The organism is Superficieibacter electus (assembly GCF_002915575.1).
Lineage (GTDB): Bacteria > Pseudomonadota > Gammaproteobacteria > Enterobacterales > Enterobacteriaceae > Superficieibacter > Superficieibacter electus.
In genome coordinates, this window is the sequence record NZ_PQGD01000015.1 from 1 (window position 1) to 15932 (window position 15932).

12 protein-coding genes and 1 riboswitch are annotated in these 15932 nt (G+C 54.8%); of the genes, 4 read left to right on the forward strand and 8 right to left on the reverse strand.

The window, feature by feature from the left end; genetic code table 11:
* Positions 1-312: 312 nt before the first annotated feature.
* Both murI and btuB read right to left on the reverse strand, forming a co-directional pair.
* On the reverse strand, positions 313-1164 hold the full coding sequence (gene murI, locus CHU32_RS18090) for a glutamate racemase (RefSeq protein WP_103676879.1): 852 nt from the start codon (positions 1162-1164) through the stop codon (positions 313-315).
* Entirely contained in the window at positions 1109-2959 is a 1851-nt protein-coding gene (gene btuB, locus CHU32_RS18095) for a TonB-dependent vitamin B12 receptor BtuB (RefSeq protein ID WP_103676878.1), read from the reverse strand. The genes murI and btuB overlap by 56 nt, the downstream gene beginning before the upstream one ends.
* Positions 2960-3026: 67 nt before the next feature.
* Positions 3027-3206, reverse strand: a riboswitch (cobalamin riboswitch).
* A gap of 104 nt (positions 3207-3310) precedes the next feature.
* Here btuB and trmA point away from each other — a divergent pair.
* On the forward strand, positions 3311-4411 hold the full coding sequence (gene trmA / locus CHU32_RS18100) for a tRNA (uridine(54)-C5)-methyltransferase TrmA (RefSeq protein ID WP_103676877.1): 1101 nt from the start codon (positions 3311-3313) through the stop codon (positions 4409-4411).
* A 126-nt stretch (positions 4412-4537) separates the two neighbouring features.
* Here the strand turns inward: trmA and CHU32_RS18105 are convergent, their stop codons facing one another.
* Together CHU32_RS18105 and fabR are read right to left on the reverse strand one after the other, a co-directional pair.
* Entirely contained in the window at positions 4538-4897 is a 360-nt protein-coding gene (locus CHU32_RS18105) for a YijD family membrane protein (protein ID WP_103676876.1), read from the reverse strand.
* Positions 4897-5544: an HTH-type transcriptional repressor FabR gene (fabR, locus tag CHU32_RS18110; protein ID WP_103676875.1), complete on the reverse strand. Its 648-nt coding sequence runs from the start codon at positions 5542-5544 to the stop codon at positions 4897-4899. Before fabR ends, CHU32_RS18105 begins: the two co-directional genes overlap by 1 nt.
* Before the next feature lie 196 nt (positions 5545-5740).
* On the opposite strand from fabR, the gene sthA reads away from it, so the two are divergent.
* A complete protein-coding gene (gene sthA, locus CHU32_RS18115; protein ID WP_103676874.1) occupies positions 5741-7141 on the forward strand; it encodes a Si-specific NAD(P)(+) transhydrogenase in 1401 nt (466 codons plus the stop codon).
* Here the strand turns inward: sthA and oxyR are convergent.
* The 4 genes from oxyR to argC all read right to left on the reverse strand — a co-directional run bounded on the left by oxyR (position 7124) and on the right by argC (position 11597).
* Entirely contained in the window at positions 7124-8041 is a 918-nt protein-coding gene (oxyR, locus tag CHU32_RS18120) for a DNA-binding transcriptional regulator OxyR (protein ID WP_103676873.1), read from the reverse strand. The genes sthA and oxyR overlap by 18 nt on opposite strands.
* Positions 8042-8303: 262 nt before the next feature.
* Positions 8304-9677 (reverse strand): argininosuccinate lyase, encoded by a 1374-nt coding sequence (gene argH, locus CHU32_RS18130; protein WP_103676872.1) that lies wholly within the window; start codon positions 9675-9677, stop codon positions 8304-8306.
* A gap of 132 nt (positions 9678-9809) precedes the next feature.
* The gene (argB, locus tag CHU32_RS18135) at positions 9810-10586 is read right to left on the reverse strand and encodes an acetylglutamate kinase (RefSeq protein WP_103676871.1); all 777 of its coding nucleotides are present in this window, start codon (positions 10584-10586) and stop codon (positions 9810-9812) included.
* A gap of 6 nt (positions 10587-10592) precedes the next feature.
* Complete coding sequence (gene argC, locus CHU32_RS18140) at positions 10593-11597, reverse strand: N-acetyl-gamma-glutamyl-phosphate reductase (RefSeq protein WP_103676870.1); 1005 nt, start codon at positions 11595-11597, stop codon at positions 10593-10595.
* Positions 11598-11772: 175 nt separating this feature from the next.
* Here argC and argE point away from each other — a divergent pair, with 175 nt between their 5' ends.
* Positions 11773-12924 (forward strand): acetylornithine deacetylase, encoded by a 1152-nt coding sequence (argE, locus tag CHU32_RS18145; RefSeq protein ID WP_103676869.1) that lies wholly within the window; start codon positions 11773-11775, stop codon positions 12922-12924.
* Positions 12925-13156: 232 nt separating this feature from the next.
* Positions 13157-15808 (forward strand): phosphoenolpyruvate carboxylase, encoded by a 2652-nt coding sequence (gene ppc, locus CHU32_RS18150; RefSeq protein ID WP_103676868.1) that lies wholly within the window; start codon positions 13157-13159, stop codon positions 15806-15808.
* The last annotated feature ends 124 nt before the right edge of the window (positions 15809-15932 follow it).

Genomic DNA, 15932 nt, shown 5'->3' on the forward strand with positions numbered 1-15932 from the left:
TTTGTCCGAAGACATTTAAGAATCCATGTCACTTTGAGTGCCCACACAGATTGTCTGATAAATTGTTAAAGAGCAGTTGCGACGCGCTTCAGCGCTCTGTCGCGAGGTCCCGTATAATACGTTTTCCTCATTCAGAGTCAAGCGTTTATTTTCGCTTTTCTCTGCCGGTGTTCATCGTTGAACCCCGCTGACCCGGCGGGCTGTAAGCCGTTGTTCCGTGTCAGTGGAGGCGCATTATAGGGAGTTCTTCGGCGTTGACAAGCCCTCTTTTCAAAAAACTTTTCAACCGTCTCTTTTTTATGCAAAACGCCCTTAAACTGCCAGTTTTTCGAGCGTTCCAAAGCCGTATCGCTGTAAAACGGGCAATAATTGTTCCGCCGCGGGTGTCAGCGCCATACAAAAAGCAATATTAGCGTCAGTTGATTTAGCATCGGGCGCTTCATGCTCCAGCAGCCAGGCCGTGCGGCGGGCAATCGCCGCGCCAGAATCGATCAGACGCGTGCCTTCCGGCAGCACCTGCGATAACTCTTCCTGTAATAATGGAAAGTGCGTGCAGCCCAGCACGACCGTGTCCGGCGGCTCTGGCATTCGCAGCCACGGGCGTAAAATTCGCCGCAGTTCTTCTAAAGGAACAGGATTACCGTGAAGTTTGGCCTCCGCCAGTTCCACCAGCTCTGCTGAACCCAGCATTTCGATTTTACATTCGTTGGCGAAGCGGGCGATAAGCTCATGCGTATAAGGACGCTTCACCGTACCGCGCGTCGCCAGCAAGCCCACAATACCGTTCGCCGTTAAGCGGGCGGCGGGCTTAATTGCCGGAACCACGCCGACGACCGGGAAAGTAAATTTTTCACGCAGGGCAGGTAGTGAAACGGTGCTGGCCGAGTTACAGGCAATGACCGCCAGCGCCAGCGGATAACGCTTCTGGACTGCGGTCACGATCTCACGCACGCGCTCAACGATAAAGGCTTCACTCTTCTCGCCATAAGGAAAGGCGACATTATCAAACACGTAGATATAGTGAAGGTCCGGCAGGAGATGCCGGATCTCGTCATAAACCGACAACCCACCGACGCCGGAATCAAACACCAGCACGGTGGGTCGTGGGTCAGAAGGTGTAGCTGCCAGACAAGTTGTATTCCCGTCCTGCAGTTTGGTAGCCATAAACTGTCTCGTAATCTTTATCGAACAGGTTGGCTATTTTACCACGAACTGTCAGGTGTGAGGTGACTGGATATGAAACCGCCGCATCCCACAAACTTACCCCGCCCATTTTAACCGTGCGAGTCGGGTAAGCGTTATAGTCGGCATCATAACGCGTTCCGAGGTAGTGATACGTCAGGCTCCAGTCAAAATCATAGACTTGCGTGTCGAGTTGATATTTAACCTGCTGCTTTGCCCGACGCGCCAGCGGCTGATCGGTGCGGGCATTGCGGGCATCGACGTAGTCATACCCAATATTGTGCGTTACCGGACCCGTATCAAAGGTCGCCGTGGCTTCAACCCCCTTAATACGCGCTTTCCCGACGTTGTAATACTTCATCAGTTGATCGTCATAGTCGATAAGATTATCAACATCATTACGATAACCTGAGATACGCCAGTTTACCCCAGCCGTCAGGCCTTCAAACGCGCCTTCCCACTGTTTGCTCTCTTCAGGATCGAGATTTTTATTGCCGTAGAAGCCATAAAGCTGACCAAGGTTCGGCGCTTTAAACGCAGTGCCGTACGAAGCAACAAAACGATAGCCTTCGATGAATTCCCACGCCGCACTGCCCTGCCAGGTTTCATGTTGGCCAAACTGCGAGTTGTCATCGCTACGGGCAGCGCCTTCAAAAGTGAAGTCCGCTACCTGTTGCAGACCCGTCAGATAGATCCCGGTATTACGCAGGTCGTAGCCATTGGTCACATAGTTGGTACCCGGCTCCGTGCTTTGTTTTTGCCAGTCAACGCCAGCGCCCACGTTCCCATGCCCGATATCAACGGAGTTCGTCCACTGCACGTTGTACTGTTTGATTTCATCCAGCGTAGCGGAAGAATCATAGCGTCCCAGATGAGGATCGTAGTTGTAATCCTTGCTATGGCTGTAACCAGAATAGAGCTGGGAATGGAAAATATCCTGATTGAAACGCAGCCCGGCATTCCACGTCTGGCTATAAAGCTGACGAGTGTCCACCAGTACGTCAGGGGTAAACGAACTGTAGTAACCATCGTAGGCGGTACGGTTATCGTAGCCGTATCCACGCACGAATCCGGTCCACTGTTCGGAGAAATCATGTTCAAGCGCACCATACAGCGTCTTGTTCATATAGCCGTCGCCATCGGTCTGCGCTAACCCGCCGTTGTTGCCATCGGCAACCACGTCAAAACCTTTGGTATAGGTGTAATCGCCTGCCAGCGTCACACGCGTGTTTTCCCCCAGCGTTTGTTGGGTACTGCCACCGTAATTTTGATAACCGTGCGACCCGACGCCAGCATTGAGCGTTGTGCCGTCTTTCTCACGCGTAGTGATGATATTCACTACCCCGCCGATCGCATCCGAGCCATAAATCGCCGAACGTGGGCCGCGAATATACTCAATACGCTGTACCAGCGACACCGGGAACTGACTTAAGTCTGACGAGCCGCTAACGCCCGCCTGATTAAGACGAATGCCGTCGACCAGAATGAGTACATGGCTGGAATTCGTGCCACGAATAAAAAGAGAAGAGAGTTGCCCGATACCGCCGTTTTGCGCGACATCCACCCCTGGCAAGCGACGCATCACATCAATCACCGAAGTGGATTGCCAGCGATCGATATCCTGACGCGTCACCACGCTCACCGGGGCCAGAACAGTATTCACCGGCTGTTCAAATCGACTTGCTGTGACGACCAGGGTGTCCGGATTGCTATCCTGCGCCCAGCCGGAAAATGCCGTGACGGAACACGCCGTCAGCAGCGAAACTTTTTTAATCATTGTAAAAGCATCCACACTATCCAAAAGGATGCCGCAGGCCTCATCTATAGCACGCGATGATGAAACCAAATGCGACGTGATCCCGGCAGGTCTTCGGGCTGGGTGGCGTTATACAGATGAAGACTTCCCACGTCGTAACGCAGTGTCTGTAGATTTCATCCCGCCAGTCTTTACCGCTGCGCGTCAGCTCCAGATTTCCACTGGATTCCCTTTTCACTCACAGGAGACCGGAAACAGAATGCTACAATTAGACACGTATAGATGTCCATACTGCTATGACTGATAAAGTCTGGACATCCCCGGCACAATCCCTACAATCCCCGCGTAATTCTTTCTCACTCAGGACGCATCATGACCCCCGAACATCTCCCGACAGAACAGTACGACGCGCAACTGGCAGAAAAGGTCGTCCGCCTGCAAAGTATGATGACGCCGTTTGCCGCGCCGGTTCCGGAAGTGTTCCGCTCGCCGGTCAGCCACTATCGTATGCGCGCTGAGTTCCGCATCTGGCATGATGGCGACGACCTTTATCACATCATGTTCGATCAGCAGACGAAAAGCCGCATTCGCGTTGACCGCTTCCCGGCAGCCAGCGAACTGATTAATGCGTTGATGAGCGCCATGATTGAAGGCGTGCGGGATAACCGCGTGCTGCGTCATAAGCTTTTTCAGATCGACTACCTCACTACCCTGAGTAACCAGGCCGTAGTCAGTCTGCTGTACCATAAAAAGCTGGATGATGAGTGGCGTCAGGAGGCGGAAGCGCTACGCGATGCCCTGCGCGCGCAAAATCTGAACGTGCATCTGATTGGCCGGGCGACCAAAACCAAGATCGAACTGGACCAGGATTATATCGACGAACGTCTGCCGGTTGGCGGTCGTGAAATGATTTACCGTCAGGTCGAAAACAGTTTCACGCAACCGAACGCCGCGATGAATATCCAGATGCTTGAATGGGCGCTGGACGCGACGCAAAATTCAACCGGTGATTTGCTGGAACTGTACTGTGGCAACGGCAACTTCTCGCTGGCGCTGGCGCGCAATTTCGACCGTGTATTAGCGACTGAAATCGCCAAACCGTCCGTCGCCGCCGCGCAGTACAATATCAGCGCTAATCATATTGATAACGTGCAAATTATTCGTATGGCGGCAGAAGAGTTCACCCAGGCGATGAACGGCGTGCGTGACTTTAACCGCTTGCAGGGCATTGATCTGAAAAGCTATCAGTGCGAGACGATTTTTGTCGATCCGCCGCGCAGCGGGCTGGACAGTGACACCGAAAAAATGGTGCAGGCATACCCACGTATTTTGTACATCTCCTGTAACCCGGAGACGCTGTGTAAGAACCTCGAAAACCTGAGCCAGACGCACAAAGTGGAACGGCTGGCGCTGTTCGATCAGTTCCCGTACACCCATCATATGGAATGCGGCGTGCTGCTGACGCGCAAGTAAACCCGTCCACTGTGCCTGCACGGGCGGAAAACTACGCTCAACACGTTGATATAGCAATATATTATAGGCCGGGCAAGCAAAGCGCCACCGGGCACAACGGCGCTGCGCCGTCAGAAAACCGCCAGCCTATTCCGACAGTTCCTGCTTACGATTACGCATCCGGAACCCTACCCAGAACACCAGAATCACCGACAATACCGCTGGCAGGAAGTTAGAGCCAATGGCCGGATATTCTGCGCGTACCACCGTGCTATAGAGCAAAATGCCGAGGATAAAACAGCCGGCAGCCAGGCCTGGTAAGCCCACAGGCATAGTGCGATTCTGGTAACGCTGATGCAAACAATAGACCGTCAGCACCAGTGAGATAACAGGAAATACGGAGAACGGCACGATGGAACTGAACAGCGCCGCAAATGTGCCATTAACGGATAAGCCAGCGATCAGTGCCAGCAACAACGTACCTCGATCCTGAACGGTCTGTTTCATTACCTTTCTTTCTCCTCAGCAAGTTGAGTCGGTTTTTCCTGCTCCCGACGATACCAGTAATAAGCGCCTTTAGAGATCATCCGCAACTGCAATACCAGCCGCTCCTCCAGTTGTCGGCGCTGCTCCACGCTGACGTCCAGCGCTTCGGCCCCTGCACTAAACACGATAGTCACCATCGCTTCCGCCTGGGCTTCCGTAAAGGCGCGGGGCATATGACTCTCAAGTTCCAGATAGTCAGCAAGCTCGGCGATGAAGTGCTGGATCTCGCGCGCCACCGCAGCGCGAAACGCGCTTGACGTCCCTGAACGCTCGCGCAAAAGCAGCCGAAAAGCGTTGGGATTGTTGCCGATAAACTCCATAAATGTTGAGACCGAGGTGCGGATCACGCTGCCACCTTTAGCAATACGCTGGCGCGCCTGGCGCATCAACTGGCGCAGCATCAAACCACTCTCATCGACCATCGTCAGGCCAAGCTCATCAACATCCCGAAAATGGCGATAAAACGACGTCGGGGCAATCCCCGCTTCGCGCGCCACTTCACGCAGGCTCAGGCTGGCAAAACTCCGCTCCGCGCTGAGTTGACTAAATGCCGCTTCCACCAGCGAACGCCGGGTTTTCTCTTTTTGTTGCGCTCTAACGCCCATCACGATGTCTGAATCCTTCCAAAGGCCCAGAAAGCACTATACCAGAGATCAAAACGGATCTGTCTGCGCAGGTTGTGAATGATTGTTTACCAGCTGTTTCTGCTTTATTGCAGAAAAAAAGCACAACGATAATTGGGTTAAAGCGCGGCAAATGTTATCATCATGTTTATTTTGTGTATAAAAACAGGTGAGTCATACCATGCCACATTCCTGGGATTATGATGCCATTGTTATCGGGTCCGGCCCCGGCGGCGAAGGCGCTGCAATGGGACTGGTCAAACAGGGTGCGCGCGTCGCCGTTATCGAGCGCTATCATAATGTTGGCGGCGGCTGTACCCACTGGGGCACCATCCCCTCGAAAGCCCTCCGCCACGCCGTCAGCCGTATCATCGAATTCAACCAAAACCCGCTTTACAGTGACCATTCCCGCCTTTTACGCTCTTCGTTTGCCGATATCCTCAACCATGCAGATAACGTGATTAATCAGCAAACGCGCATGCGCCAGGGGTTTTACGAGCGTAATCACTGTGAAATCCTGCAGGGCGATGCCCGGTTTATTGACGATCATACGCTGGCGCTGACCTGTCATGACGGCTCGGTAGAAACCCTGACCGCCGAAAAGTTTGTCATCGCTTGCGGCTCGCGCCCCTATCGCCCGGCTAATGTCGATTTTTCCCACCCGCGTATTTATGACAGCGACTCCATTCTTAGTCTTCACCATGAACCACGCCATGTAATTATCTATGGAGCAGGGGTAATTGGCTGCGAATATGCGTCGATCTTTCGGGGAATGGACGTTAAAGTCGATCTGATTAACACCCGCGATCGGCTGCTGGCGTTTCTCGATCAGGAGATGTCAGATTCTCTCTCTTACCACTTCTGGAACAGTGGCGTGGTGATCCGCCATAACGAAGAGTACGAGAAGATTGAGGGCATGGAAGACGGTGTGATCATGCATCTGCAGTCCGGCAAAAAGCTGAAAGCAGATTGCCTGCTGTACGCCAACGGCCGCACCGGCAACACGGACTCATTATCGCTGGAAAATATTGGCCTTGAAGCGGATAGCCGTGGACAGCTCAAAGTCAACAGTATGTACCAGACCGCATTGCCGCACATTTACGCAGTCGGCGATGTGATTGGTTATCCAAGCCTGGCATCTGCTGCGTACGATCAGGGGCGTATTGCCGCGCAGGCGATGAGTAAAGGCGAAGCTGCTGCCCATCTGATTGAAGATATTCCCACCGGCATTTATACCATCCCGGAAATCAGCTCCGTCGGCAAAACCGAACAGCAGTTAACCGCCATGAAAGTGCCCTACGAAGTGGGACGGGCGCAGTTTAAGCATCTGGCGCGGGCACAGATTGTTGGCATGAACGTCGGCACGCTGAAAATTCTGTTTCATCGGGAAACGAAAGAAATTCTGGGCATTCATTGCTTTGGCGAGCGCGCAGCTGAAATCATTCACATCGGCCAGGCGATTATGGAGCAGAAAGGTGGCGGTAACACGATTGAATACTTTGTTAACACCACCTTCAACTATCCGACCATGGCGGAAGCCTATCGGGTAGCGGCGCTGAACGGTTTAAACCGCCTGTTTTAACGCCTGATCAAAGTGGCCATCCATTTTCTCACGGATGGCCTGCGCCAGCTGTTCGTACCGGCTACGTAGCGGCGACCCTGGCCGGTACACCAGGCCCACAGTGCGGCGCGGTTCCGGTTTAATGCACGGCAGATACACCACGCCATCACGTTGACGTTCCTGCGGAACGGAGAGCGCCGGTAGCAGCGTAATGCCGCTTCCCGCCGCGACCATATTACGCAGCGTTTCCAGACTGGTGGCGCGGAAATGGGTATCTTCATCGGCACCCGCTTCAAAACAGAAGCCCATCGCCTGATCGCGCAGGCAGTGCCCGTCTTCCAGCATCAGCAATTTCTCGCCCGCCAGATCCGACATCGGCACGCGATCGCGCCCGGCCCACGGGTGATCTTCGTAGATCGCCAGCATCATCGGTTCATCAAAGAGCGGCACTTCAATAAAGGACTCACTCTCTTTGACCAGCGCGAGGATCGCACAGTCGAGTTTGCCACTGTCGAGCTGCGCCAGCAGTTGATGCGTCTGCGCTTCGTGCAGGTACATTTCCAGCTTAGGAAATGCCTGGTGCAGCATCGGAATAATATGCGGCAGCAGATACGGCCCGACCGTTGGGATCAAACCAATATGCAGCGGCCCGGACATGGTTTCGCCCTGCTGACTCGCCATCTCCTTGAGCACTTTAACCTCGCGCAGCACGGTACGCGCCTGGTCCACCAGCAGCAATCCTGCCTGCGTGAACAGCACTTTACGGCTGGTACGCTCCAGTAGCATTACGCCCAGCTCGTCTTCCAGCTTACGGATTTGTCCGCTCAGCGTAGGCTGACTGACGTGGCAGGAATCGGCGGCCCGACGGAAATGCCGGTGCTCGGCCAGCGCGACAAGGTATTCAAGATCGCGAATATTCATTCTTTATCCTCCATCGCCACGATAGTTCATGGCGATAGATAGAATAGCAACGAACGATTATCCCTATCAAGCACTCTGTACAATAATTGTCACCAGAAGCGAGACGGTACTTTGTTTAACCCTCGAAGCCACTGCTCCTTCAGAGAGTTTCTCTCGAACCTAAAGCCAACGTGAATTTTTTTGCGGACCGGATGGTCCGCTTTTTTTTGCGTAAAAAAGCCCGGTTTGAAACCGGATTGCGCCTGGAGCGGGAGAATATACGTTAAACCAGCCTTGCCTGCGCATCCGCAATCGCCTGCGCGACCTGCTGCGGAGAAACGCCACCTTTCGCCGCGCGTTTATCGAGACAGGATTGCAGTACGAGGATCGGATAAACGTCATCGTCAATCACCGGGCTGAATTTTTGCAAATCGGCCAGCGGCAGATCTTCCAGCGGCTTACCCTGACGAATGGCCTCAACCACGGCTTCACCGACGATATGATGGGCTTCGCGGAATGGCACGCCTTTCGCCACCAGGTAATCCGCCAGTTCTGTCGCATTGGCATAGCCCTGCTGGGCCGCCTCCTGGCAACGCGGGCGTTTGACCTGAATACCGTCCAGCACCAGCGTCGCCATATGCAGGCAGTCCAGCCAGGTATCAAGCGCGTCAAACAGCCCTTCTTTGTCTTCCTGCATATCTTTGTTATAGGCCAGCGGCAAACCTTTAAGAGTCATCATCATGCCGGTCAGCGCGCCCTGCACGCGGCCACATTTACCCCGGATCAGCTCCAGCGCATCCGGGTTTTTTTTCTGCGGCATCAGGGACGAACCGGACGTTACGCGATCGGACAGCTCAACAAATCCGGCTTCTCCGGTATTGAAGAAAATCAGATCTTCTGCGAAGCGGGAAAGATGCACCATGCCGATAGACGCGTCAGACAGCAGTTCCAGCACGTGATCGCGATCGGAAACGCTGTCCAGACTGTTACGGGTTGCTGAAGCAAAGCCCAGCCATCCCGCCAGTTGTTCGCGGTCGATATCATAGGCAGTGCCTGCCAGCGCGCCACAGCCCAGCGGGCTGACGTCCAGACGCTTAAGCGCATCCTGAAGACGGCTTTCATCACGTGCCAGCATTTCAACATAAGCCAGACACCAGTGCGCGAACGTCACCGGCTGCGCACGCTGGAGATGGGTATAGCCCGGCATCACTGCATCCTGATTGTGTTGCGCGGTCTCGACCAGCGCGCTCTGCAACTGACGGCTGGCGGTCAGCAGGTCGCTGACGGTCTCCTTGCACCACAATTTCAGATCGGTGGCGACCTGATCATTACGACTACGCCCGGTGTGCAACTTTTTACCCAACTGGCCGACTTTATCGATCAGCTTGCCTTCTACCCAGCTATGAATATCTTCCGCATCGCTTTCCAGAATCTGTTCAGGATTACCGCGAACCTCTTCCAGCAGCACGTTCAGCGCCGCTTCCAGCTGTAACTGTTCGTCAGCGGTGAGTACGCCTACCGTTACCAGCGCTTTTGACCAGGCCACAGAGCCAATAATATCCTGCTCGGCCAGGCGGTAGTCAAAGCGCAAAGAGTCGTTGAACTGTTTAAACCGTTGATCCGCTGCCTGGGTAAAACGCCCGCCCCAAAGTGCCATAACATGCTTCCTTTATTCGTTAATACCGCCGGATGGCCCGGCCTGTGATCTTCGCTTTTGATGCCGGGTGGCGCTGCGCTTACCCGGCCTACAGAGTGGGTCAGGCGTAGCCGCTCCCGGGCAACCATATGATTACGCTGTAATACGCGTACCAATAGACGTGCCGTTAAACAGCGCTGGCAGTTGCTCAGCGTGCCGCCAGGAAGCAATATCTACCGGGCGACCCAGCGTGCGTGCCGCATCAAGCGCCGCATTCACTTTGACAATCATGCCGTCTGTAATAATGCCCTGCGCAATAAGCTGCTCCGCTTTCGCGGCGGTCATTTCCGCAATGCGCTGCCCTTTGCCGTCCAGAATGCCGCTGACGTCAGAAAGCAGGATCAGATCGGCTCCCAGCGTTGCCGCCAGCGCGGTAGCCGCCTGGTCAGCGTTGACGTTCATCAGTTGCCCTTCTTCGGTAACGCCGATAGAGCTAACCACGGGCAGGAAACCGCCTTCCAGCAACATGTTAATCAGTGTCGGCGACCCCGGCTGCGCCAGCCCGACATGGCCCAGCGCCTCATCAAGCTGGGTCACTTTGACGCTATCGCCGTCGCCCAGAAATAGCCCCACCGAGGCAATATGATGTTTCTTCGCCCACGCCAGCAGCGTTTTATTGGCGGTGCCCGCCAGCGCGCCGGTAATAATGTCGATTTGATCGGCAGGCGTGACGCGCAAACCATTTTTCTTCTGCACCGGCAGATTAAGCTGCTTCATCAGTTCATCCACCACGCAGCCACCGCCGTGGACGATGATCAGCGGACGCTGATGCGACTCACGATAGTTAACCAGCGCAGTAAACAGACGCTCCAGCGCCTCTTCGCTATCAAGCAGTACACCACCAAGTTTGATAATTAACGGGTTCATCATCGCACCTTAAATAAGAGACTGAGTTTCAGCAAAGCCGAAACGAATATTTGCGCACTGCACCGCCTGCGCCGCCGCGCCTTTCAGCAGATTATCCTCTGCTGCCACGATAATCAGATGCTCACCCTGGACGGCAAAACCAATATCGCAGAACGGCAGGCCCACCACGTTTTTCAGCGCTGGCACCCCTTTGTCATACAGACGCACCAGCGGTTTATCGCCATACGCCTGGCGGAATGCCTCAGCCACCTGCGGCTGCGTTACGCCAGGCTTCAGGCGGCAGGTGATGGTTTCCAGAATGCCGCGCGGAAAACTGCCCAGGTGCGGCGTAAAGATCACATCCGTACCAAGATGCGTGCTGATTTCCGGGTGATGGCGATGATTAAAGATGCCATAAGGTTGCAGGCTGACCTCACAAAAACTGTTAGAGATAGCCGCCTTGCGCCCCGCTCCGCTGACGCCACTGGTGGCATTGATCACCGGCCACTGATTCAACTCCAGCAGATTGTTATCGACCAGAGGCTTTAACGAAAGCTGCGCCGCCGTCGGATAGCATCCCGGCACGGCAATAAGATTAGCGTCTTTTAAGCGGCCCGTACTCCATTCTGCCAGCCCGTAAACGGCCTGCTCAAGCAGGTCAGGATGCTGGTGGGTGAAACCGTAATACTTTTCATAAAACGCCAGATCGTTGACCCGAAACGCACCGGAAAGATCAAACACCACGCATCCCGCCGCCAGAAACTGCGGAGCCAGATCGTGACTGACCTCATGAGCGGTGGCGAGAAACACCACGTCCACGCCTGCACTAAACTTACTGATATCAGACATCGGCTGCAAGGGCAGATCGACGATGCCTTTAAGTTGCGGATGCAAATCTGAGATTAACTTTCCTGCATCATTGCTTTGCGCTGAGACGGTCAAAGCGGTTATGGTCATATCAGGATGGCGATTTACATAGGTCACGAGCTCTGCGCCAGCATAACCACTGGCACCCACAATCAGCGTATTTAACATCGGGGCGGTTCACCTTCTCGTTTGTTTGCCTGGAAGACCGGAATCTCCCTAAACCTGTTCAGCGTATTAACATCACCTTACAGCCGGTGGGTTTTCTTACGCTCAACGATAATGTATTTTTATTCATAAATACTGCATGAATATTGATACTATCATGACCCGAGGCGTGTCAACAATGAAAAAGAACTTACCACCATTTATCGAGATTTACCGCGCCCTGATTGCCACACCGTCCATCAGCGCGACGGAAGAATCGCTTGATCAGAGTAATGCGTCTTTAATCAATCTGCTGGCAGGCTGGTTTGGCGATTTGGGATTTAATGTTGAAGTGCAGCCGGTGCCTGGCACGCGTAATAAATTCAATATGCTGGCCAGCACAGGTCATGGCGCGGGTGGGCTACTCCTCGCCGGGCATACCGATACGGTGCCCTTTGACGACGGCCGCTGGACGCGCGACCCGTTCACCCTGACCGAGCATGAAGGCAAACTCTACGGTCTTGGCACCGCGGATATGAAAGGCTTCTTCGCCTTTATCCTTGATGCCCTGCGCGATGTAGACGTCACGCAGCTCAAAAAGCCGCTCTATATTCTGGCGACCGCCGACGAAGAAACCAGCATGGCGGGCGCACGCTACTTCTCAGAAACCACCGCTTTGCGCCCGGACTGCGCGATCATCGGTGAACCCACCTCCTTGCAGCCCGTGCGCGCACACAAAGGGCATATCTCTAATGCGATCCGCGTGCTCGGGCAGTCCGGCCACTCCAGCGATCCGGCGCGCGGCGTCAATGCCATTGAGCTGATGCACGACGCCATCGGGCGCATTATGCAATTACGCGACGACCTGAAAGAGCGCTATCACTATGAGGCGTTCACCGTTCCGTATCCGACGCTGAATCTGGGGCATATTCACGGCGGCGATGCGGCAAACCGCATCTGCGCCTGCTGCGAGTTGCATATGGACATTCGTCCGCTACCGGGGATGACACTTAACGATTTAAACGGCCTGCTGAATGATGCCCTCGCGCCCGTCAGCGAGCGCTGGCCTGGTCGCCTGAATGTGGAAGAACTGCATCCGCCCATCCCCGGTTACGAATGTCCGCCGGATCACCAGCTGGTACAGGTGGTCGAGAAACTGCTCGGCGCGCAGACGGACGTCGTTAACTACTGTACCGAAGCGCCGTTTATTCAGACGCTGTGCCCGACGCTGGTACTGGGACCTGGCTCGATTAACCAGGCGCACCAGCCGGATGAATATCTGGAAACGCGCTTTATCAAGCCGACGCGTGAGCTGATCACCCAGGTCGTGCACCATTTCTGCTGGCATTAACAGCAGCGAAAAGGTGAGCAAATCGGTTGGGTTACATAAGTACAACTTATCAGTTTGCCCGTAAGTTAACTTTCGTAAATTGCGGCGATTTATTCGTTTGCTGAAGCGATTTCGCAGCAATTGACGTCAGGGATTTTACGTGGCTTTATAAAAGACGAAGTCATATACCCGATGCTTCATTTCACAAAGAATTGGGTATAACAAAATAAAATGAATGGGGTGTCTGGGTAACATGAACGAACAATATTCCGCATTGCGTAGTAATGTCAGTATGCTCGGCAAGCTGCTGGGAGAGACCATCAAAGATGCGCTGGGAGAGAACATTCTTGACCGCGTAGAGACCATCCGTAAGCTGTCTAAATCCTCCCGTGCAGGCAATGAGGCTAACCGCCAGGAGTTGCTCACTACCCTGCAAAACCTGTCGAATGACGAGCTGTTGCCGGTGGCCCGCGCCTTCAGCCAGTTTCTGAATCTGGCTAACACCGCCGAGCAATATCACAGCATCTCACCGAAAGGTGAAGGTGCCAGCAATCCGGAAATTATTGCCCGCACCCTGAAGAAACTGAAAAACCAGCCGGAACTGAACGAGACGATTATTAAAAAGGCCGTCGAATCGCTGTCGCTGGAGCTGGTGCTGACCGCGCACCCGACGGAAATTACCCGCCGCACCCTAATCCATAAAATGGGCGAGGTGAACGCCTGCCTTAAGCAGCTCGATAACAACGACCTGGTGGATTACGAGCGCAACCAGCTCATGCGCCGTCTGCGCCAGCTCATCGCTCAGTCATGGCATACCGATGAAATCCGTAAGCATCGCCCCAGCCCGGTCGACGAAGCAAAATGGGGTTTTGCCGTTGTCGAAAACAGCCTGTGGGAAGGCGTGCCGAACTACCTGCGCGAACTCAACGAGCAACTGGAAGAACATCTGGGCTACCGGCTGCCGGTGGATTTCGTCCCGGTGCGTTTCACCTCGTGGATGGGCGGCGACCGTGACGGCAACCCGAACGTGACCGCCGATATTTCCCGGCATGTGTTGTTATTAAGCCGCTGGAAAGCCACCGATCTTTTCCTGAAAGATATTCAGCTGTTGATTTCCGAACTGTCGATGGTCGAGTGCAGCGATGAACTGCGCGAGCGGGTCGGCGAAGCGGGCGCGCAGGAGCCGTACCGTTATCTGCTGAAAAACCTGCGCGGCCAGTTAATGGCGACACAAACCTGGCTGGAAGCGCGTCTTAAAGGGCAAAAACTGCCGAAGCCTACCGGCCTGCTGACGCAAAACGAGCAATTATGGGAGCCGCTGTACGCCTGCTATCAATCGCTTCAGGCCTGCGGCCTCGGCATTATCGCCAACGGCGAATTGCTCGATACGTTAAGACGCGTGAAGTGTTTCGGCGTACCGCTGGTACGGATTGATATCCGCCAGGAAAGTACTCGCCATACCGAAGCGCTGGGCGAACTGACCCGCTACCTCGGTATTGGCGACTATGAAAGCTGGTCAGAGGCCGACAAACAGGCATTTCTGATCCGCGAACTGAACTCTAAACGTCCGCTGCTGCCGCGCCAGTGGGAGCCGAGCGAAGAGACCCGCGAGGTGCTCGACACCTGCAAAGTCATCGCCGAAGCGCCGTATGGTTCCGTCGCTGCCTATGTTATCTCGATGGCGAAAACGCCGTCCGATGTTCTGGCCGTTCATCTGCTGCTTAAAGAAGCGGGTATCGGTTTTGCGCTGCCGGTCGCCCCGCTGTTTGAAACGCTGGACGACCTGAACAATGCCAATGACGTGATGAGCCAGTTGCTGAATATTGACTGGTATCGCGGCTTTATCCAGGGCAAACAGATGGTCATGATTGGCTATTCTGACTCAGCAAAAGATGCAGGTGTTATGGCGGCGTCGTGGGCGCAGTACCAGGCGCAGGATGCGCTTATTAAGACCTGCGAAAAAGCGGGTATCGAACTGACCCTGTTCCACGGTCGCGGCGGCTCGATTGGTCGCGGCGGCGCGCCAGCCCACGCGGCACTGCTCTCTCAACCGCCGGGTAGCCTGAAAGGCGGGCTGCGCGTGACCGAGCAGGGCGAGATGATCCGCTTCAAATACGGCCTGCCGGAAATCACCATCAGCAGCCTGTCGCTCTACACCGGGGCGATTCTGGAAGCTAACCTGCTGCCGCCACCGGAGCCGAAAGAGGCATGGCGTCATATTATGGATGAGCTTTCTGACATCTCCTGCGATATGTACCGCGGCTTTGTGCGGGAAAACGAAGATTTTGTTCCTTACTTCCGCTCGGCGACGCCGGAACAGGAACTGGGCAAACTACCGCTCGGTTCACGCCCGGCCAAACGTCGTCCGACCGGCGGCGTGGAATCGCTGCGTGCTATTCCGTGGATTTTCGCCTGGACGCAGAACCGCCTGATGCTGCCCGCCTGGCTGGGTGCCGGTGCCGCACTGCAAAAAGTGGTGGAAGACGGCAAGCAGAGCGAACTGGAAGCGATGTGTCGCGACTGGCCGTTCTTCTCGACCCGTCTGGGCATGCTGGAAATGGTTTATTCCAAAGCCGACCTGTGGCTGGCGGAATACTACGATCAGCGGCTGGTGAAAAAGGAACTCTGGCCTTTAGGCACCGAACTGCGTGCGCTGCTGGAAGATGATATTAAGGTCGTGCTGGCTATCGCCAACGATTCGCATCTGATGGCCGATCTACCGTGGATCGCCGAGTCCATCCAGCTGCGTAACGTGTATACCGATCCGCTGAACGTGCTTCAGGCCGAGCTGCTGCACCGTTCGCGCCGCGCGGAAGAAGAAGGCGAAGAGCCAGATCCCCGCGTGGAACAGGCGCTGATGGTTACCATCGCAGGCGTGGCCGCCGGGATGCGTAACACAGGTTAATCACCCCCCCCCACCTCTCGCGTCCGGCGGGCGTGAGAGGTGCCTGTACCAGGGCCAATTTTTACTTATCCGATATGTCATACAAAATTTAAGGTTGGCTTAATGTTCGGCCGCTACGCTTGCC